The organism is Arthrobacter sp. StoSoilB5 (assembly GCF_019977235.1).
GTDB lineage: Bacteria > Actinomycetota > Actinomycetes > Actinomycetales > Micrococcaceae > Arthrobacter.
In genome coordinates this window covers 4,445,341-4,464,589 of the sequence record NZ_AP024646.1, presented here as the reverse complement: position 1 = coordinate 4,464,589, position 19,249 = coordinate 4,445,341, and the positions used below count along the sequence as shown (strand labels likewise).

The window sequence follows — 19,249 nt, the reverse complement described above, 5'->3', positions numbered from 1 at the left end:
ACAGGGACCGTGCAATTTCCGTAACGAATCCGACTCGCATTGGGGAACAATATGTTCAAGAAAATGGCCGCTTCTGTGGCCTTGGCAGGCGCTCTCGCTTTTACGGTTGCGGCTCCCGCAGTCGTCTCGGCTGCTGCGGCGGCAGACTCCAGCACGGTAAGTGCTATTGGTAACTGGCCCGATCCTATGCGGTCCGGCACCACAACGGTACCTACCACGTCTTCCATCGGCAATTGGCCGGATCCTATGTAAATCAGTAGTACTGCTGGAAACCCCGGAGCGTGACGAGCGATGCTCCGGGGTTTTCTTTTGCCCCTTTACAAGGGTGCGGGTCAACAGGCCGGTGGCGGCGACACCCATATTCGCCCAAGCACCAGAAACGGGTTGGCGACACCCGTATGTCGGTGTCGCATGCGGGGATGTGTGGCGCTTGTGAAGATGCGCGTCATTGGTAGAAGCTCGAATAGATCCGGACAAACGAAAAATGGCGCCGATTCCTCGGCGCCATTTTCGTGTTTGGTCGGGATGACAGGATTTGAACCTGCGACCTCTTCGTCCCGAACGAAGCGCGCTACCAAGCTGCGCTACATCCCGATCCGCTGCGAAAGCAACTGTTCAAGGATAGCTGAATCACTGCGGGATGCGAAATCGAGGAGGAGGTGTCACTCCTCACACGAGCGAGTCCCGCCATGCCCCGTGGAGCCGGGCAAACTGGCCGCCACCAGCTATCAGTTCCGCCGGTGTTCCGTCCTCAACAATCCGTCCATCGTGGACCACCAGTACCCTGTCTGCCGTCTCCACAGTGGAGAGACGGTGGGCAATGATGATGGCGGTGCGGGCAGCGTTCTGGCCAGCGACACCCTCCAGAAGGTGGGCGAGCCCTGCCTGAACCATCCGTTCGGAAGGAATATCCAGGGAGGATGTTGCTTCATCCAGGATCAGGACAGCAGGCGCGGCGAGGAAAGCCCGGGCGAATCCGATCAGTTGGCGCTGGCCCGATGAGACGCGCCCTCCGCGCTTATTGACATCCGTGTCATATCCCTCGGGCAAACTCATGATGAATTCATGCGCGCCCACTGCTTTAGCCGCAGCCTCCACTTCTTCACGCGAAGCTTCGGGCCGGCCCAGCGCAATGTTCTCAGCCACGGAGCCGCTGAAAAGGAAGGCTTCCTGCGTCACCATGACCACTGCCCGGCGAAGGTCGGTAGTAGCAAGGTCGCGGAGGTCAACGCCGTCCAAAGTGATGGCGCCGGACGTGACGTCGTAGAAGCGCGCAACGAGTTTGGCCAAGGTGGATTTACCGGCGCCCGTCTGTCCAACCAAGGCAACAGTTTGGCCAGCCGGAATGTGCAGGTCCAGTTTGGGCACAACCACCTTGCCATCGCTGTACCCGAACTGCACGCCTCTGAAGTCGATCTCGCCGCGCGAACTCTTCAGCGGGACAGGATTCTTTGGCGGCCGGACGGTGGGCACTTCCTCCAGGAGCCCGGATACTTTTTCCAGTGCCGCCTGTGCGCTCTGGAAGGAGTTGTAGAACATGGCCATCTGGTCCACCGGCTGGAAGAAGCGCTTGGTGGAGAGGATGAGGGCCAGAAGGACGCCTACGGCGAGGTCACCGCTGAGCACCCTGAACCCGCCGAACAACAGGACCGCCGCCACACACACGTTGCCGATCAGCACCAGTCCAGGCTGGAAGATGCCGTTGAGGTTGATGGAGCGGACGGTGTTCTTGCGGTAGTCCTCAGCCAACGCACCATAGCGGTCAGCGTTCTCGCGCTCCTTGCGGAAGGCCTTCACTGCACGGATGCCGGTCATGGTCTCCACGAAGTGTACGATCAACCGCGCTGAAACAACCCGGGATTCCCGGAACGCGATCTGTGAATGCTTTTGGTACCAGCGCGCGAGCAAGAACATGGGCACACCCGCCGCAAGCATGATCAATCCACTGCGCCAGTCCAAGGCAAACACCGTGAAGGCAGTGAAGAGCATAAACAGCATGCCCGACGCCAGGGAGCTCACACCGGAGTCCAACAATTCCCGGAGCGCCTCAAGATCCGAGGTTTGACGGGCGATGATGCGGCCGGACGTGTACTTCTCATGGAATTCCAGGCTCAACCGCTGGGTGTGCCTGAACACGCGGACCCGGAGGTCCAACAGCATGGCCTGGCTCAGTTGGGCCGTGGACGTTACATACAGGGCTGTCATTGCGGCCGTGGCGACCGCTGCGGCCAAGTACAACGCACCGGCGAGTACAAGCGGGCCGTTGTCACCGGCTTGCAAAGCGGGCAACGCGGCGTCGATGCCAAAGGCGATCAGGGCTGGCCCCGCCACCCGGGTGAGCTGCGAAACCACCACCATCACGATTGTCACCCAGAAACGCAGCCGCACCGGGCGGATCAGCGAGGCAAGCAAGGTCAGCGACCGGCGTCGTACTGCTTTGCTGTCCGCTTTGGTCAGGAGCGTGTTGTCCTCGTTGGCAGTTCCAAAAGTTGTGGCGCTCACCGGCGGGCCTCCTGGGCGTCTTCGAGCTCGTCCAGTTCACTGTCCAGGTCCCTCGGACCCGTATCCAGGCTTGCGATGACGTAACGGTAATGTGGGTTTTCAGCCAACAGTTCCGTGTGGGTCCCGACGGCGGTGATGGTTCCGTTTTCGAGCAAGGCGACCCGGTCCGCCAATGCCACCGTGGAAGGACGGTGCGCGACGATCAGCGTGGTCGTCTTGTGCAGGACCTCACGCAGATGGGCTTCCACGCGCTCTTCGGTGTTCACGTCCAGCGCGGAGAGGGGATCGTCCAGGACCAGGACTTTCGGCTTCGCGGCGATGGCCCGGGCGAGGGCGATGCGCTGCCGCTGGCCACCGGACAGGCTCAAGCCTTCCTCGCCAATCAGGGTGTCCACGCCCTCTGGCAGGGAGTAGGCGAACTGGGCCTGTGCTACGTCCAAAGCCTGGTCAAGCGCTGCGTCGCTGGGCTCAGGGGCGCCGAGCAGGACGTTGTCCCGTACTGAGCTGGAGAACAGTGTGGTGTCCTCGAAAGCGACCGCCACGATCCGGCGGAGTTCCTCAATGTCGTAATCGCGGACGTCGACGCCATCGATGCTCACGGCGCCCTCCGTGACGTCGTATAGACGCGGCACCAGTTGGAGTAAGGCGCTCTTGCCACTGCCGGTAATGCCCACTAGCGCCATTGTTTCGCCCGGCCGAATGTCCAGGGTGACGTCGTGCAGGAGCGTCCCGCCGTCGTCGAATCCGAAGCCCGCATGCTCAAAGCGGAGGGCGCCCTTCACGGTCTCCGGCACTGCGGGCTGGGCCGGCGAGGTGATGGTGTTCTCGGTATCCATGACTTCGAAGTGTCGGTCCAGCGCAGTCTTGGCAGTGAGCGCCATGGCCAGGAGCATGCCCGAAAATTCCACGGGAGTAGCCACGACGGCAGCAGTCGCGAAGAACGCAACGAGCGAACCGATACTCAGCTGGCCGGTGGCCGCGAGCATGATGCCTACCACCAGGCCGACGCCCAGCGCCAGCTCAGGCAGCAACGTGACCACCAGCGTGAAACCGGCTTGCTGCTTGGCCTTGGCGATTTCGGTCTGCCGCAGCTCTTCTGCCTGGCCGTTGAAATTCTCCAGCGCTTCGCGGCTGCGGCCGAATGCTTTCAAGACGCGAATGCCATGGACGGACTCTTCCACGGTGGTGGCGAGGTCGCCCGCCTGGTCCTGGCTGAGGCGCGTGACCAGGCTGAAGCGGCGGCGGAAGCGGAAGGAGTTGACCATGATCGGCACCGCCGCGCCAAGGAAGATCAGCGCCAACTGCCAACTCATGGAGAACATAACTCCGACGCCAATGATCACCGTCAACGTGGTGACCACCAGCATGATTGCCCCGAACGCCATCCAGCGGCGCAAAAAGCTCAGGTCCGTCATGGCCCGGGACAGCAACTGCCCGGAACCCCAGCGGTCATGGAAAGACACTGTGAGTTGCTGGAGGTGACCATACAGCGATACGCGCATCCTGGTCTCAACCGTGGTGGCCGGGTTGATAACGAACTGCCGCCTCAAGGCCACAAGTCCGGCCTCAGCCACACCAAGCGCAAGAATCACGACGGCGGCAATCCAGACGGCGCCTGGGTCACCGCCGGGTTGCAGCGAGTTGTTGACCAAAACACGCAACACTTGCGGGATGGTCAGCGCGACGATGCTGGCGAGCAGGGCGCAGAGGAGGCCCATGAAAAGCCGGGGGAGGATGGGCCGTACATGAGGGTACAGGCGGCCGACGGATGTGAAGAATGACGTTTGTTTGGACATGCCCGCTTCTCAACAGCTGGATCTTCAGATGGTGCGGAGGTAGTTTCCCGTAGCAACTACCCTATGCCATGCCGTGATTCGTTTCACAGGACCACACTTTGCTATGTGGAAAGTTCCCCAGTTATTGAGGTTCGTAATGGTCCGTGAGGTTTTAGCTGCGGGCCGTGAGGGTGAGCAGTACCGCTTCCGGGCGGCAAGCGATCCGAACTGGGGCGTAGCGCGAGGTGCCAATGCCGCCTGAGACGTTCACCGGCGTCGTGAATCCGTCGCTTTCCCAATCGTGGAGGCCCTTGGCCCGCCACGTCGGGAGATCGCAATTGGAGACGAGAGCGCCGTAACCAGGGATGCAAATCTGGCCGCCGTGGGTATGTCCGGCGAGGATCAGATCGGCCTCGGCTTCGGTGAAGTGGTCCAGCACGCGCTGGTACGGCGCATGGATAACGGCGACCCTGAGGTGCGGACGGGCATCCTGGTTCACGGTGCCACGGGGCCAACCGGCATAACGTTCGCGCTTCAAGTGGGGATCATCGACGCCCGAGAAATCGAAACGCAGGCCATTCAGCACCACCGACTGGGCGCGGTTTGTGAGGTCGATCCAGCCTCCCATGCCGAACGCAGACCGCAACCTGGGCCAGTCGAGCTTGATCGGGTCGGTCCTGAGCTTCGACGGTCCGCGGAAGTAGCCGGCAGGGTTCTTGATTCTGGGCGCGTAGTAGTCGTTGGAGCCCGGGACGAAGACGCCGGGAAATTCCATGAGGGGCCGGAGCGCGGTAATCAGCGGATCGACGGCCTGTGCGTGGCTGAGGTTGTCGCCTGTGTTGACCACAAGATCGGGCTTCAAATCGACTAAAGACTGCAGCCACTGGGTTTTCTTGTCCTGTCCCGGAACGAAATGGATATCGCTCAGGTGCAGTACGCGGAACGGCTCCGAACCTTCGGGGAGGATGGGGAGAGTCTCATGGCGGACTTCGAACTGGTCCTTTTCCCACCAACCGTATGCAGCAGCTGCCGCGCCGGCAGTGGCACCGAGGGCCGTAGTGACGGCGAAACCGCGCCCGATAGTGCGGACGCGGTTTGCCAGGGAATCACCGAAGGTCACGGCTAATCCTTGCCAGGGCCGTTGCCGTTGCCATTCCCGGTATTGCCACCGTTGCCGGTAGGGGCAGGCGAGGGGGCGGGATTGTTCTGCGTGGGTGCTGGCGCCGTACTGCGCTGTGGAGCAGGGGCTCCGAGGAGGTTGGACGGCGGCTGCTGGAACGGGTTGGTTCCATATGCAGGGGCTACGGACAGCATGTAGTTGGTGAACTGCGGACCAGCAATCATGTAACCGTCGATGGACTGGTAGAACTTGCCGTTGACGGTCAGGTTACGTCCGGGACGCTTCTGGTCGCCCAGGGGGTCACCGAACCAGGAAGCCGTTGCCAACCCGGTGGTGTAGCCGACGACCCAGGTGGAACCGTTGGTGTCGTTGGTACCGGTCTTGGCGGCTACCGGGAAGTTGTTTCGGGTGGAAAGAGCCGGCCGGATCAGTGAACCCGAACCGGCGTTCAAGACTTCCTGCATGGCATACGCCACGCCCCGGGCAACTTCAGGTTTGACGGCATCCTTGCAGTTGGACGATTGCGCCGGGAGATCGGCACCCGACTGGTCCTTTACCGAGGTGATGGCGATTGGCTCGCAGTACTTGCCATCGGCAGCGAACGTGGCGAAGGCGCTGGCCATGGTGAGGGGCGCAGTCTGGGTGGAACCAATGAGGTTACCCAGAGTGGTCATGGGCACCTTCGGATTGGGATCCGTAATCTTGCCGGCATCATCCCGCGCGGGCAGGCCCCCATGGATGCCCGTGGCATCAACAATGCCCTGGATGCCACACAGGTCCAGCTGGGAAGCCGAAGCAAAGGTGGCTGTGTTGATGGAGTTCATGAGGCCGTAGAGGACCGTCATGTTTCTGTAGTAACCCTCGTCGGAGTTCTGCAGGTCGAAAGTGCCGTTGGTGGCGTCATACCAGCCAACAGTGGGGGCAGGACAGGTGTTTCTCCACCGGAAGTTCTGGGGGTACCTACGGACCGAAGCGTTGATGGTCGTATTCATTGACTTGCCCTCGTTCAGCCATTCAGCGAACGTAAACGGCTTCATCGTAGAGCCGGGCTGGAAGCCACCAATGCCGTTGAGGTCGTTGCCCTCGGCATCGAGCACGTCCACATTGAAGTTCTGGGTCTGATCGAACTTGCCCTCTTGAGGGAGCCAAACAGTGTTCTGGGCCATGCTTACGATCTGGCCGGTGCCCGGCTGGACCGAGACGATCGAGGCACCCCACTTGTCCGGATTGGCGCCCGCTGTCCCGTCAACCTGCTGCTGGGCAACGGTCTGCGCGGTGGGATCGAGGGTGGTCCGGATGGTAAGGCCGCCACGCATGACGCGCTTCTCGCGTTCGTCGGAGGTCTCGCCATACGCCGGGTTGTTCAAGAGCAAGTGGAGCACGTAGTCGCAGAAATATGGAGCCATGGTGGCGTACGCGCAACCCTGGCGTGCGGGGGTGACCTTGGTGGTGACAGGCGTGGCCACCGCTTCGTCGTACTCGGCCCGGGTGATCTTGTGCTGGTTGACCATGGCGGCCAGCACAAGGTCGCGGCGCTTCTTCGAGTTATCCGGGTTGGTGATCGGATCGAAGGCGGACGGGCTGTTCACCAAACCGGCCAGCAAGGCTGCCTGCGGAAGTGTCAGATCCTTGGCAGAAGTGCTGAAGAAGAACTTGGAGGCAGCTTCAATGCCGTAGGCGTCACGGTTGAAGAAGACGATGTTGAGGTAGCCCTCAAGGATCTGCTCCTTGGAGAACTTCTTCTCCAGGGCGATAGCCAACTTCATCTCGCGGAGCTTATCGCCGACACCCTTGTTCAGGCCGTTCAGCTTGACGTCTTCGTCCTTGCCGGATGCCACCAGCGATTCGTTGATGACGTTGTTAACGTATTGCTGCGTAATGGTGGAAGCGCCCTGCTTGTTGCCGCGGGCGGTGCTCACGATGGCTCGCATGATGCCGGTGGTGTCGATGCCGCCGTGTTCATAAAAACGGCTGTCCTCGATAGCGATGACAGCGTCCTTGATGAACGGGCTCATTTGATCCAGCGGAACCTTGGTCCGGTTCTCAGCGTAGATCGATGCAATCGGTGTACCGTCCTTCGCCAGAATCGTTGTGTTCTGGCTCGGCGGGTCCACCTGCAGCTCTGCCGGCAGAGTGTCAAAGAACTGGATTGAACCACTTGCGGCACTGCCCGAAACGGCGGCTGCGGGGACCAAAAGGCCCGCCACCAGGACGCCACAAATCGCGCTCACGCCAAGGAAACCTAAAATCTTTCCGAGGGTGGTGGCAGTGTCGAATATGGGGTTCTTGCGAGTCACCATGTTTTCCACTTTACCGGCAAGGGCTAGGCTTTCTGTCATGACCAAATGGGAGTACGCCACGATTCCGCTCATTATCCACGCCACGAAGCAGATCCTGGACCAGTGGGGCGAGGACGGTTGGGAGCTTGTCCAGGTCGTCGGTGGACCCGATGGCAAAGGCCTTGTTGCATACCTGAAGAGGGAGAAGCAGTAACTATGACAACCCCCGCAGAAACCACGTCTGCCGCGGAATCCGGCGCTCCGACGTCGGCTGTTGAGCAGCGTCTCGCCGAGCTCGGCTTGACCCTTCCAGAGGTCGCCGTACCTGTTGCCGACTACGTGCCGGCCATCGTCTCCGGCAACTACGTTTACACGTCCGGCCAGCTGCCCTTTATTAAGGGCAAACTCGAAGCTACGGGCAAGGTCTCCCTCGGCGAGCTGGGTGCCTCCGACGAGCCCACCGTCGATCCCGAGGACGCCAAGCGTTACGCCGCTATTTGTGCGATCAACGCCCTCGCCGCCGTCAAGAGCGTCATCGGCGACCTCGACCGCATCACCCGCATCGTCAAGGTAGTGGGCTTTGTTGCATCCGAGCCCACTTTTACCGGCCAGCCCGGAGTCATCAATGGTGCCTCCGAACTCCTGGGCCAGGTATTGGGCGACGCCGGCAAGCATGCACGCTCCGCCGTCGGCGTTTCCGTCTTGCCACTCGACTCTCCCGTCGAAGTCGAGCTCATCGCTGAATTCAGCTAAGGAACCGGTTCACACAATTGCCGCAGCTTGCCCGCCGCCTGTTCGCACTCCCTCCGGCACTCGAAGGGGCGGCACGAAACTGGCTTGAGCTCGGCGAGCGGACCCCCAGGGCCGCCCGCTACGCATCATCGGTTGTCCTCTTGCGGGACTCACCCACCGGCCTGGAGACCTGGCTTGGTTACAGGCCAGGCTCCTCGCCGCTGGGTGTCGTTGCGTTCCCCGGTGGGTCCCTGGACCCGTCCGACGACGACCCCGTCGGTTGGTTGGGTCCCTCACCGCAGTATTGGGCCGAGCACTTGGGAACGGACGACGTCGGACTCGCCCGCCGTCACGTGGTGGGCGCCATCCGCGAACTCTTCGAGGAAACCGGCGTCCTCCTTGCCGGCCCCGACGCTTCCTCTACGGTGGAGGCCAACTCCACGGTGGAGTGGATGAAAGCCCGGGAAGCTGTGTCCAGCCAGGAGAAGTCCTTCAGCGAAGTGCTCGCCAAGCGTGGCCTTTCACTGCGCACGGACCTCCTGAAGCCCCTGGTCAACTGGCTTAGCCCCGACTTCGCGCACACCCGTTTCAACACCCGCTATTTCGCCGCTACCGTCCCGGTGAACCAGCAGCCCAGCATCCTGGGCAGCAAGGGGGTCTGGGGTCGCTGGGTGTGCGCCGCGGAAGCCATCGCCCTCCGCGATACCACGGCCCTCGGCGACGAAATAGCCCAGGAAAACACCGTCGGACTCACCCTCGGCCAACTTCTGGTCCCCGGGTCCGAAATCATGCTCGAAAAAATGGCCCATGCCAACGGCTGCATCGCCTACCTGAGCTACAAGCGCAAGGCCCACGTGTACCAACCCAACCTGGTAGACGAAGGCGGAGTGCTGATGCTCGAGGTCGAAGCCGCCAGAACCGTAGCCGGAGAACCGCAGCGGGAGCGCTAGGCCAGTCCGCTGAGCTAGTCAGTCCGTCACCACCCTTTCGGATGTTCTCTCACGTCCCGACGGGTTTTGGACGATGTTCTCTCACGCACGAAGAAAAAAGCCGCCCCAGTTCATCACTGGGGCGGCTTTTCGCTTCGATAAATCAGCGCGAACGCTGGCGTAGGCGCTGCATGTCGAGAATGACGACGGCGCGAGCTTCCAGGCGCAGCCAACCGCGCTGGACGAACTCGGCCAGTGCCTTGTTGACGGTTTCGCGGGAAGCGCCAACCAGCTGGGCCAGCTCTTCCTGGGTAAGTTCATGGGCAACCAGGACTCCGTCGGTGGCCGGACGGCCAAAGCGGTCAGCCAGATCCAGGAGTGCCTTGGCAACGCGGCCCGGGACGTCCGAGAAGACGAGGTCGGAGAGCGAATCGTTCGTGCGGCGGAGCCGGCGGGCGAGGGCCTGCAGCAGCTGCGCGGAAACCTCGGGACGTGTGCGGAGCAGCGCGTTGAGGCTTTCGTTCTTCAGTCCGGCCAGGCGCGTTTCCGAGACGGCGGTGGCCGTGGCGGTGCGGGGGCTGGGGTCGAACAACGCCATTTCGCCGAAGAGTTCTCCCGGGCCGAGGATGGCCAACAGGGACTCGCGGCCATCGGGGGAGGTGCGGCCGAGCTTTACCTTGCCGGAAACGATGAAGTAAAGCTGGTCACCCTGGTCGCCTTCGCGGAACACTGATGCCCCACGTGAGAGGTCCACCTCGGTGAGTTCGTCCGTCAGCAAGCGGAATGCGTCGTCGTCAAGGGTGGCGAAGAGGGGTGCGCGGCGCAATACCTCGATGTCCATGAAATCTCCTGAATATAAGTTTCGGTCGTGGCGCTCCAGCCATTGTTTCAGAATTTTTAAGCTTCTGTGACGTACTTGGCAGGCGAAACGCTGAAACGGCGCGGTTTTTGTCCTCATCGGCCCCGGTTTGAGGGGCGATTAGACCCGGAGGGCGGACCCATATGGTGACGGGACTAACGGTTTCCTGTCAGGGTGCCCAACTACAATTGGCGCTACCCGGCTACAAGGAGCATTGGTGTTTGGCTTGACCATTTTGGATTTGGCATTGATCTTGATGCTGCTGTCCTACCTGATCTATGGCCTCCGCAATGGCTTCCTGGTGACACTCGGCGGAATTGCCGGTTTTGTGGTTGGTGCGATTGCTGCTTTTGTAGCAGTTCCGCTCGTGAGCGGCTGGGTGAGCGATAGCGGCTGGAGGCTGACCGCCACGGTGGGTGCCGCCGTCGTACTCATTGCTTTAGGCCACGGGCTGGGAACCATGATCGGGCGAAAAGTCCGCCATGCTGTGCGGATCAAGCCGTTGCACGCCGCTGACCGGTTGATTGGTGGCGTTGTCAGCGTGGTGGTTTCGGCGCTGGTGATGTCCATGCTGGCGTTCAGTATCAGTTCGCTGGGCGTGCCGTTCGTCTCGCAGCAGCTGGCTGAATCACGGGTCATTCGATACATCGATTCCTTGACTCCTACGCCGGTCAAAACCACTATGGCCCAGTTGCGATCTACGGTGATTGGCGACGGTATTCCCAAGTTGATTGAAGGCTTCGGCCCAGCGACGCCGGTTCCGGTTCCCAACGAGTCCACTGACACTCCAGCCCTGAACCAGGCTGCCGAGTCCGTACTGAAGATCGCGGGCACGGCCTTTGAATGCGGCCAGAACCAGACGGGTTCCGGATTTGTGGTCTCGCCCGGGCGCGTCGTGACCAATGCGCACGTTGTTGCGGGCGTGTCGCAACCGGTGGTGGAAATTCCCGACGGCGGCGCGTTGCCGGGTCGGGTGGTCTACTTCGACTCCCAGCGGGATATCGCGGTTTTGGCCGTGGACGGACTTTCATCCGCTCCGCTTCCCTTGAGCACCGACCTGGCCGCTGGCAGCCCTGCAGCCTTTGCGGGCTACCCGCACGGTGGTCCGTTCCAGTCCAAACCGGCAACTGTCCAAGGGATTTCGACCATCCTTGTTCCTGATATTTATGGCAGCAATCCTTCCCCGGAATTGGTCTACAAGCTCGCAGGCGACGTCCAACCGGGCAATTCCGGTGGACCACTGCTCACCATGCAAGGGCAGGTAGCCGGTTTGATCTTTGCCAAGACCACCACCGATGCTGCACTTGGCTTTGCACTCACCATGGAGGACATCCAGCCCGTTGCTGCCCAAGCTCCGGGACTTAGCGCTCCGGTTTCGCCCGGGCAGTGCACCCGAAAGTAACTTTGACGGCAATTCCCGGACAATCTCCCAACGCCTATAGATTGGGAGCCATGACTGAAGCCACCCCCGCCACCGAATCTGGTCGCGGCACCATCCTTGTGATCAACGGACCGAACCTTAACCTTTTGGGAACCAGGGAGCCCGAGAAGTACGGGACTTCCACGCTCGCCGACGTCGAGCAGCTTGCCATGTCAGCTGCGGCCGCCCACGGCTTCACGGTGGACTGCGTTCAGTCCAACCACGAAGGGGACCTCCTCGACGCCATCCATGCAGCGCGCGGAACCGCGGCGGGAATCGTCATCAATGCCGGTGCCTTCACACACACGTCAGTGGCACTTCGTGACGCCCTCGCCGCAGTTCAGCTGCCCGCCGTCGAAGTACACATCACCAACGTTCATCAGCGCGAAGAGTTCCGGCACCACTCGTACTTGTCCGGCGTGTGCAACGCGATCATCGTGGGCGCGGGCGTGCTTGGGTACAAGCTGGCCATCGACTACCTGGCTGAAACGGCGTAGTTCGGCGGATGTGATAGAGGATTCCCGGGAAGCCGTTGGGATGTGATTGAGGATTCCCGGGAAGCCCTTGGGATGTGAGAGAAGGTTAGAGGGCTGTGAACCGCAGCAAAAGCGCGTGCTCGGGGTTCAACACGGGCATGGGCAGTCCCACCTCACCCAGGAAACGTCCCGTTGCCACAGCACCGTTGGCCAGCCAGGCAACCGGCTGGGCCTCGATGACCGTGTGCCCGTAGTCGGCATCCACCGGGGCCGGGAAGATCGCTTCCACGCGATAGGAACGGGAGGCTTCCAGCCCCGGAATGGCTACACGTCCGGGCTGCTCCGCAAAACCAGTCCTGGTCTTGACCACGGCGAAGAGGGCTGCCGTGGCGCCCACTGCAGTACCGTCGTCGTGCACCCCGGTGTCGGCCACAACACCGTGCAACATCATCGACTCGTCCGGCACATCTGCCCGCACCATTTTTCCGCTGTGGATCAACCCCCGGTGCTCCTTGTAGAGGGCGATAAAGCGCTTGAGTTCTTCGCGCTCAGGTCCCTGGACTTCGCGGATGTCCCACTCCATGCCGAAGTGCCCGAACAGTGCCGTGATCGCGCGGAACGACAAATCATGCGTGCGGGCCGTGGTGTGCGAGGTAGTGGGTCCAATGTGCCCGCCCACCAACTCCGGGGGTACCACAATGCCGGTCCAGCGCTGGATGGTTTGCCGCTCCAGGGCGTCGTTGCAGTCCGAGGCCCAGATCCGGTCGGTGCGTTCCAGGATCCCGAGGTCCACTCGTGCGCCGCCGGAGGAGCAACTCTCGATCTCGACACCCGGGTGCGCTGCGCGGAGGGCATCGAGGAGCCGGTAGGCGGCAAGGGTTTGTTCATGCACCGACGAACGGCCCGCATGGCCGTGCTCCACGAGGTCCCGGTTTTGGTCCCATTTGAGATAGCTGATGTTGTTTTCCCGCAGCAGGGTGTCAATACGATCAAAAATGTACTGCCAGGCCTCGGGGTTCACGAGGTCGATGATGTGCTGGTGTCGCCATTCAAGCGGCAGCCGTCCTCCGTCCTTGAATGACAGGGCAGATGGCCCAACGATCCACTCGGGATGTGCGCGGGCGATGTCGGAATCGAGGTTCACCATTTCCGGTTCAACCCACAGCCCGAACTCCATCCCGCGGGAGGTCACCGCATCAATCAGGGGCGTCAGGCCTGAGGGCCAGACTGCCTCATCCACGTACCAATCGCCCAGCCCTGCGTGGTCGTCGCGGCGTCCCCGGAACCACCCGTCGTCGAGCACGAACCGCTCAACGCCAAGGTCCGCGGCAGACTCAGCCAGCTCGATCAGGGTCTCCAGGTTGTGATCGAAGTACACCGCTTCCCAGGTGTTGAGGACAACTGGCCGCGGCTTTCCAGCGACGTCCACGTGATGCGGGCGGGACCGGAACCAGCTGTAGAAGGCTTCGCTGATGCCGTCCAGACCGCGGTCCGAGTAGGCGGCAAACAACGCAGGCGTCGTGTAGCTTTCACCGGGCTGCAGCACTACTTCTGCGGGACCAAGGAGTTCGGACCCGCCGATCATTGTTCGGCCATCGGCCACGTTGTCAGCGAATTGCTCGTGGTTTCCGCTCCACGCCAAGTGTGTGGCCCAGACCTTGCCCTGCCGGTTGCCAAAGCCTGCGGTTCCGGCCGCGAGCAGCAGCGAGGAATCGTGTCCGGTGCGGCCATGCCGGCCAGTGCGGACCCAGGTTCCTTGCTGGATGGCCCTGCGTTGTGGGTGCCGTTCGCGGCACCAGCGGCCAGTGAGGTCCAAAAGCTCGACGGCGTCCGGCGCCACCGGGAGCATCGTTGCCAATTCATCCACTTGGAAGGGCGACGTGGCGTCGTTGGTCACTGTGTGCCGCAGTTCCAACAGCCCGCCCGGGTGCAAGGTGAGGTTGCTCGTGACGGTGATACCGGCGTCGGGATCTGACTGAACGATCACCGCTGACGACCCGTCTTCGGCGGACCCGACGGCGGCGCTGCCGTCCGCCGTCGCACTCACCACGCGCAGCCGTACAGAGAAGTCGTAGCCGGGGACGCCGTCCGTGAAACGGTGTCCGCGCAACCCCGTCCGGCCTTGCCACGAGGAGGAGGCCTGGGGGAGGAGTCCTGCGGGTACGTTGGCATCGATTGCAGAGGGAGGGATGGGCTCATTAAGGATGGAAAGGTCGGGAAGGGCGTCGCCCAGGTCTGCTCCCCAGTGGGATATTTCGGCCTCTCCTCGGTGAGTGCTGATCACCAGGCTGGTACCGGCGGAACGGAGATGGAGCGGGTGCATGGGTTGAGTCGCTTTCAAAGATGGCGGGTGGGGCGCTGGGTGGACTTGTGAGGCCTGCTTTGCGGCCCAAGTGAGTATTTATTCGCGCAGAGCAGGCCTCACAACGGGAGGTTTACTTGAAGATGGAGTTGACCTGGTTGTTGGCCTCGGTCAAGGAGCTGGCGGGCTTCTTGCCGGAGACGACGGCGTCCATGGCGGGCTTCATGATGCCCTCGATCTTGGCCGCATTATCAGTGATTGGCAGGAGGAACGTGGTTCCCTTCGCGACGTGGGTGGTGAAGGCTGAGACGTCGGTGCCCTTGGCCTTGAATGCCTCGGCTGCCTTTTCGGAGGAGCTCTTGATGGCGGGGAAGACGACGGCCTTGGAGGCCACTACGTCCTGGCACTTGGCCGAGGCGAGGTATTCCACCCATTTGACGGAGGCCACGGGGTTCTTGGTGCCGGCCCAGATAGAGTCGGCCAGCCCGTTGAACATGCTGGCGCGCTTGCCGTCGGGTCCCTTGGGGGTGGGGGCGATGCCTGTTTCCACACCCTTGTAGCTGGTGTACTGGCCGATCATCCATGAACCGTTGGTGTGGATGGCGGCCTTGCCGGCGGCGAAACTTTCGGGCAACTTGGCGCCGACGGTGGTCTCGAGCTTGGGCATGTAACCCTTCTCGACCAGGCCGGCCCACCACGTGATGGTCTCCTGGAACTTCGGGTCGTCGTAGTTGAATTTCTTGCCCCACGGGTTCTTGTCCGTGTGGGTCCAGCCTGTGGTGGCGCTCAGGAAACTCCATTGCGTCTGGCCCGTTCCGGCGCCGGAGTTTTCGAGGCCGAGGCCGTAAACGGCGACGTTGTTCTTGTCGAAGCCGGCCTCGTCGCCGCGCTTGCCGTTCTTGTCCACGGTTAGGTGGGCGATGGCCTTTTCGTAGCTGCCGCCGTCCTGCGGGTTCCAGTCAAGGTTCTTCAGCTGTTCCTCGGTGTATCCGGCGTCGGTGATGAGTTTCTTGTTGTAGAACATGGCAACGGTGTCCCAGTCCTTGGGCAGGCCGTAGCGCTTGCCGTCTTCGGCAACCCACAGGTCCGCGAGGCCCTCGTTGTAGATGTCCATGTCGAGCTTGTCGTTCTTGACGGCGTCGTCAAGGGAGAGCAGCTGCTTCTTGGAGGCGAACTCGGGGTACTTGGCCAGGTGGTCAGTGAAGACATCCGGGGCGGTGCCGGCGACGAAGCCGTTGGTCAGGGTGGTCCAGTAGTCGTCCCAGCCGCGCTGGGTGATCTTGACCTTGATGTCCGGGTTGGCCTTGGTGAAATCGTCCGCGCACTGTTGGTAGGCGGGGAGCTGGTTGGCGTCCCAGAGCCAGTAGTTGATTTCCCCCTTGGCCTCGGAGGAAGCAGGGGCGGAGCCGCCACAGGCGGACATTGTTAGGGCGATGGCGGCGGCAGCAGCGGCGACGCCGAGGGTTTTCTTCATGACGAACCTTTCGTTGGGGAGTGCGGGTTACTTGATTCCGGAGAATCCGATGGAGTTGACGACCTTCTTGCCGAAGGCGATGAAGAGAAGGAAGATGGGCAGTGCAGCGACGAGAGTTCCGGCCATGAGTCCGGACCAGTCGAGGGCACCTTGCGGGGACTGCGATTTGAAGACACTGAGGCCCACGGTGAGCACCCGGACGCTCTCGTCCTGGCCCACAAGCAGCGGCCAGAAGTACTCGTTCCACTGCCCGATGAAGGTCAGCAGCGCCAGGGTGGCGATGGGGGCGGCGGCGTTTGGAAGCACAATCTGGAAGAAGATGCGCAGGTGCTTGGCGCCGTCGAGCATTGCCGCTTCCTCGACCTCGCGGGACATGCTGAGGAAGAACTGGCGCAGGAAGAAGATGGCGAACGGGGTCATGAACAGGAACGGCAGGGACATTCCGGCCATGGTGTTGAGCAGCCCGAGGTTCTTGATCATGAGGAAGTTGGGCAGCGCCGTGAAGATCGGTGGAACCATCATGGTGGTCAGGAACACGGCGAACACTTTGTTCCGGCCCGGCCAGCGCAATCGGGCGAAGGCGTAGGCGGCCATGGCGCTGAAGAACACCTGGCCGGCGGTGGTGATGGTGGCGAAGATGACGGAGTTGCGGAGGTAGAGCCAGAAATTGATGGCGGCACCGGAGCCGCCGTCGGCGATCGCTTCGTCGATGGTTTGCAGGCCAAGTACGCGCTTGAAGGCGCCCCAGCTGAAGTCGGCCGGGAGGAGGTTTCCGGCGTTTGATGCGAGCGCACTGTTGCTGGACAGGGCAGTCCGCAGCATCCAGAGGAACGGGGCAATGGTCACGGCGACGGCGACGGCGACCAGCACCCAGGCGCCAGCCCGGCGCCAATTGATGGGCTTCTTGGGGGACAAACCGGAGCTCCGGGAATTCTGGCGGGAGGCATTCTTGCGGGGTGCGGTTGAGGTGGTCATGGCGGCTCTCCTTATTCCAAATCCGGCTTAGTCCAGGTCCGATTCGTTGCCCTTGAGGAACTTCATTTGCACGAAGGCCACCAGGGCGAGAATGACGAACAGGATCACGGACAATGCGGAGGCGTAGCCGAAATCGGATTCGCCGAAGGCTTTTTGGTAGATGTACATCTGGATCACGCGGGAGGCGTTGACGGGTCCACCGTTGGTTGTCACGGCAACAGTGTCAAAGACTTGGAAGGAACCGATCACGGTGACCACGAGCACCAGTACCAACACGGGGCGCAGCAGCGGCATGGTGACGCTCCAGAACGTCCGGGCCGGGGACGCGCCGTCGAGGTTTGCTACCTCATACAGGTGGTTCGGGATGGCTTGGAGGCCGGCGAAGATCAGGAGGGCCGTGTACCCCATGTGGCGCCATACGTTCACGAAAGCGATGGTGGGAATCGCCCATTGCTCACTGCCGAAGAAGGCGACGCGGGGGAGGCCCACCCAGCTCATGATCTCGTTGACGATGCCCAGCTGGTAGTCCAGCATCCAGAACCACAGCAGGGCGACGATGACGTTGGCCACCAGGAAGGGCAGCAGGAGTGCGCCTCGGATGAACGTGGATTTGGCCACCCGGTGCATTAGAAGTGCGAGGCCCAGCGCGATCACCGTCTGGAAGCCGATGTTCAGGACAACGTACTGGATTGTCACCCCCATGGCGTTCCAGAACAGTTCGTCGGCGAAGATCGCGGTGTAGTTCTCCAACCCGATCCAGGTGGGTTCGCCCAGGATGCTGTACTCAGTGAAGCTGAGGTAGATGCCGCGAATTGTGGGGATCAGAAAGAACGCCACGAAGCCGATCACGGCGGGGAAGATGAAGAAGAGTGCGATCTTCAGGTCACCGAGGCGGCTTGTCATGCTGCGCTTGGCAGGTTGCAGCTTGCGAGGTTGCCGGCCTAGGAGGTTCCTGGCTGAGCGCCGTGCGGCGTTGCCCGGTTGCTTGGTTAGCGTGGTCATCGTCGACCCTTTCCTGACTGTGATGGGGGTAACAACTGGACTAGAATCTACACGAGTAGATTCGAGGGAAGCAAGCTTTTTGGGATTATTTGTTCGTTTATGTCCAAACTGTTGACTCGTGTAGATCGCGGTGAAAGACTCAAGCGAGCCTAATGAGGGGCCACTACAACTGCTGCCGAGTCAGCTTCAGGGAAGGCAAACGATGACGTTTTCGATCGGTGTTCTAGGTGTCGGGCAGTTCGGCAGCCAGTTTGCGCACCTCTTCAAGCTCCACCCCGGTGTCAGTGCCGTTTACGCGGTGGATGAACTACCCGAGCGGGCCACAGCGGCTCAGGAACGCTGGGGCCTTGATGGTGTGTTGGGAAGTTTTGAGGAACTCCTGGAGTCCGACGTCGATGCTGTCGCCATCTTCACGCAGCGATGGACCCACGGTCCTCTCGTCGAGCGGGCGCTGCGCGCCGGCAAGCACGTGTACTCAGCCGTGCCCATGGCGATCTCCGAAGCCGAAATCGAACGGATCATCCAGGCCGTGCGCGACACCAAGCTTGTCTACGCGATGGGGGAGACAAGCTACTACAACCCGGCAACGGTCTTCGCCAGGCAACAGCATGCGGCGGGGAAGTTTGGCCGGATCTTCTACACCGAAGGCGACTACGTCCACGACATGGACCTGGGTTTCTACGAGGCCTACCAGTACAGCGGCGGCGAACGGTGGAAGGAAACGGCGAGCTACCCGCCCATGCTGTATCCGACCCACGCGATCGGCGGAGTCCTCGGCGCAGTACCAAACCACGCTGTCAGCGTTAGTTGCATTGGCGTCAAGGATGATCGCGGAGACGGCGTCTTCGACAAGGACGTCAGCATGTTTGCCAACGACTTCTCGAATGCCACGGCCTTGTTCGAAATGAACGACGGCGGTGCGATGCGCACCAATGAGATGCGCCGAGTCGGCTATCCCTCGCATCTACGCGAGTCCCGCTTCCGCTTCTTTGGCACGGAAGCCAGTTTCGAGCAGCTCGCAACCACCACGGTGTGGCAGGACAAATCTTCTGTGCAGGACGTGTCTGAGCAAGTGGAGACCAAGCCAACCATGTCCGCAGATGACCCGTCCCTCGCGGACGTCGCACCCGAACTGCGGGACGCCTTCATCTCGGGCCTGGCACCCGTGCACGACCAGTCACGGCTTCCGGAAGAATTCCTCGGGGCACCCAATGGCCATGAAGGCAGCCACCAATTCCTGGTGGACGACTTTGTCACTGCGGTCAACAACCGGACCTTGCCGCCCGTGAACGCTTGGGTTGCGGCCCGGTTCACCTTGCCCGGAATCGTCGCCCATGAATCCGCCCTCCGCGGTGGCGAACGCCTTCCTATCCGCGACTTCGGCGACGCCCCCTCGGAATAGCT

Annotated in this window: 16 protein-coding genes and 1 tRNA gene; 7 read left to right on the top strand and 10 right to left on the bottom strand. The window is 61.7% G+C overall.

Annotated features, from left to right (window positions below; translation table 11 throughout):
• Nucleotides 1–51 precede the first annotated feature (51 nt).
• On the top strand, nt 52–252 hold the full coding sequence (locus LDN75_RS20190) for a hypothetical protein (protein ID WP_223934464.1): 201 nt from the start codon (nt 52–54) through the stop codon (nt 250–252).
• 265 nt (nt 253–517) lie between these two features.
• On the opposite strand, the gene LDN75_RS20185 is transcribed toward LDN75_RS20190, so the two are convergent.
• The 5 genes from LDN75_RS20185 to LDN75_RS20165 all read right to left on the bottom strand — a co-directional run bounded on the left by LDN75_RS20185 (nt 518) and on the right by LDN75_RS20165 (nt 7,697).
• A tRNA-Pro gene (locus LDN75_RS20185) sits at nt 518–594 on the bottom strand.
• Between the two features lie 75 nt (nt 595–669).
• Nucleotides 670–2,502, bottom strand: coding sequence for an ABC transporter ATP-binding protein (locus LDN75_RS20180; protein ID WP_223934463.1), 1,833 nt, complete (start codon nt 2,500–2,502; stop codon nt 670–672).
• Nucleotides 2,499–4,298, bottom strand: coding sequence for an ABC transporter ATP-binding protein (locus tag LDN75_RS20175; protein ID WP_223934462.1), 1,800 nt, complete (start codon nt 4,296–4,298; stop codon nt 2,499–2,501). Before LDN75_RS20175 ends, LDN75_RS20180 begins: the two co-directional genes overlap by 4 nt.
• Nucleotides 4,299–4,449: 151 nt before the next feature.
• Nucleotides 4,450–5,397, bottom strand: a complete 948-nt coding sequence (locus LDN75_RS20170) for a metallophosphoesterase (protein ID WP_223934461.1) — start codon at nt 5,395–5,397, stop codon at nt 4,450–4,452.
• Between the two features lie 2 nt (nt 5,398–5,399).
• Entirely contained in the window at nt 5,400–7,697 is a 2,298-nt protein-coding gene (locus tag LDN75_RS20165; protein ID WP_223934460.1) for a transglycosylase domain-containing protein, read from the bottom strand.
• Between the two features lie 37 nt (nt 7,698–7,734).
• Between LDN75_RS20165 and LDN75_RS20160 the strand changes: the two genes are divergently transcribed.
• Genes LDN75_RS20160 through LDN75_RS20150 form a run of 3 tightly spaced genes read left to right on the top strand, consistent with a single transcriptional unit; the run spans nt 7,735 to nt 9,358 of the window.
• Nucleotides 7,735–7,890 carry a DUF4177 domain-containing protein gene (locus LDN75_RS20160; protein WP_011775990.1) on the top strand — a complete coding sequence of 52 codons (156 nt, stop codon included), beginning with the start codon at nt 7,735–7,737 and terminating at the stop codon, nt 7,888–7,890.
• A gap of 2 nt (nt 7,891–7,892) precedes the next feature.
• The gene (locus tag LDN75_RS20155) at nt 7,893–8,429 is read left to right on the top strand and encodes a RidA family protein (protein ID WP_223934459.1); all 537 of its coding nucleotides are present in this window, start codon (nt 7,893–7,895) and stop codon (nt 8,427–8,429) included.
• A 17-nt stretch (nt 8,430–8,446) separates the two neighbouring features.
• On the top strand, nt 8,447–9,358 hold the full coding sequence (locus LDN75_RS20150) for an NUDIX hydrolase (RefSeq protein WP_223934458.1): 912 nt from the start codon (nt 8,447–8,449) through the stop codon (nt 9,356–9,358).
• A 142-nt stretch (nt 9,359–9,500) separates the two neighbouring features.
• Here LDN75_RS20150 and LDN75_RS20145 read toward each other — a convergent pair whose 3' ends face one another.
• The gene (locus LDN75_RS20145) at nt 9,501–10,178 is read right to left on the bottom strand and encodes a Crp/Fnr family transcriptional regulator (protein ID WP_011775987.1); all 678 of its coding nucleotides are present in this window, start codon (nt 10,176–10,178) and stop codon (nt 9,501–9,503) included.
• A 235-nt stretch (nt 10,179–10,413) separates the two neighbouring features.
• Between LDN75_RS20145 and LDN75_RS20140 the strand changes: the two genes are divergently transcribed.
• Both LDN75_RS20140 and aroQ read left to right on the top strand, forming a co-directional pair.
• Nucleotides 10,414–11,598 (top strand): MarP family serine protease, encoded by a 1,185-nt coding sequence (locus tag LDN75_RS20140; protein ID WP_223934457.1) that lies wholly within the window; start codon nt 10,414–10,416, stop codon nt 11,596–11,598.
• Between the two features lie 50 nt (nt 11,599–11,648).
• Nucleotides 11,649–12,113, top strand: a complete 465-nt coding sequence (gene aroQ, locus LDN75_RS20135) for a type II 3-dehydroquinate dehydratase (protein WP_223934456.1) — start codon at nt 11,649–11,651, stop codon at nt 12,111–12,113.
• A gap of 85 nt (nt 12,114–12,198) precedes the next feature.
• Here aroQ and LDN75_RS20130 read toward each other — a convergent pair whose 3' ends face one another.
• The 4 genes from LDN75_RS20130 to LDN75_RS20115 form a co-directional block, all read right to left on the bottom strand.
• Nucleotides 12,199–14,415: an alpha-galactosidase gene (locus LDN75_RS20130; protein ID WP_223934455.1), complete on the bottom strand. Its 2,217-nt coding sequence runs from the start codon at nt 14,413–14,415 to the stop codon at nt 12,199–12,201.
• Between the two features lie 112 nt (nt 14,416–14,527).
• Nucleotides 14,528–15,868 (bottom strand): sugar ABC transporter substrate-binding protein, encoded by a 1,341-nt coding sequence (locus tag LDN75_RS20125; protein WP_223934454.1) that lies wholly within the window; start codon nt 15,866–15,868, stop codon nt 14,528–14,530.
• A gap of 27 nt (nt 15,869–15,895) precedes the next feature.
• Nucleotides 15,896–16,843: a carbohydrate ABC transporter permease gene (locus LDN75_RS20120; protein WP_223934453.1), complete on the bottom strand. Its 948-nt coding sequence runs from the start codon at nt 16,841–16,843 to the stop codon at nt 15,896–15,898.
• 27 nt (nt 16,844–16,870) lie between these two features.
• A complete protein-coding gene (locus LDN75_RS20115; protein ID WP_223937650.1) occupies nt 16,871–17,746 on the bottom strand; it encodes a sugar ABC transporter permease in 876 nt (291 codons plus the stop codon).
• A 301-nt stretch (nt 17,747–18,047) separates the two neighbouring features.
• Here LDN75_RS20115 and LDN75_RS20110 point away from each other — a divergent pair, with 301 nt between their 5' ends.
• Complete coding sequence (locus LDN75_RS20110) at nt 18,048–19,247, top strand: Gfo/Idh/MocA family oxidoreductase (protein ID WP_223934452.1); 1,200 nt, start codon at nt 18,048–18,050, stop codon at nt 19,245–19,247.
• The last annotated feature ends 2 nt before the right edge of the window (nt 19,248–19,249 follow it).

Bases quoted from the DNA above. Each gene is read 5' to 3' on its own strand.
- aroQ (WP_223934456.1), top strand. From the start codon at position 11,649: ATGACTGAAGCCACCCCCGCCACCGAATCTGGTCGCGGCACCATCCTT.
- LDN75_RS20190 (WP_223934464.1), top strand. From the start codon at position 52: ATGTTCAAGAAAATGGCCGCTTCTGTGGCCTTGGCAGGCGCTCTCGCT.
- LDN75_RS20120 (WP_223934453.1), bottom strand. From the start codon at position 16,843: ATGACCACCTCAACCGCACCCCGCAAGAATGCCTCCCGCCAGAATTCC.
- LDN75_RS20110 (WP_223934452.1), top strand. From the start codon at position 18,048: ATGACGTTTTCGATCGGTGTTCTAGGTGTCGGGCAGTTCGGCAGCCAG.
- LDN75_RS20115 (WP_223937650.1), bottom strand. From the start codon at position 17,746: ATGACAAGCCGCCTCGGTGACCTGAAGATCGCACTCTTCTTCATCTTC.
- LDN75_RS20160 (WP_011775990.1), top strand. From the start codon at position 7,735: ATGACCAAATGGGAGTACGCCACGATTCCGCTCATTATCCACGCCACG.
- LDN75_RS20125 (WP_223934454.1), bottom strand. From the start codon at position 15,868: ATGAAGAAAACCCTCGGCGTCGCCGCTGCTGCCGCCGCCATCGCCCTA.
- LDN75_RS20155 (WP_223934459.1), top strand. From the start codon at position 7,893: ATGACAACCCCCGCAGAAACCACGTCTGCCGCGGAATCCGGCGCTCCG.
- LDN75_RS20165 (WP_223934460.1), bottom strand. From the start codon at position 7,697: ATGGTGACTCGCAAGAACCCCATATTCGACACTGCCACCACCCTCGGA.
- LDN75_RS20175 (WP_223934462.1), bottom strand. From the start codon at position 4,298: ATGTCCAAACAAACGTCATTCTTCACATCCGTCGGCCGCCTGTACCCT.
- LDN75_RS20130 (WP_223934455.1), bottom strand. From the start codon at position 14,415: ATGCACCCGCTCCATCTCCGTTCCGCCGGTACCAGCCTGGTGATCAGC.
- LDN75_RS20145 (WP_011775987.1), bottom strand. From the start codon at position 10,178: ATGGACATCGAGGTATTGCGCCGCGCACCCCTCTTCGCCACCCTTGAC.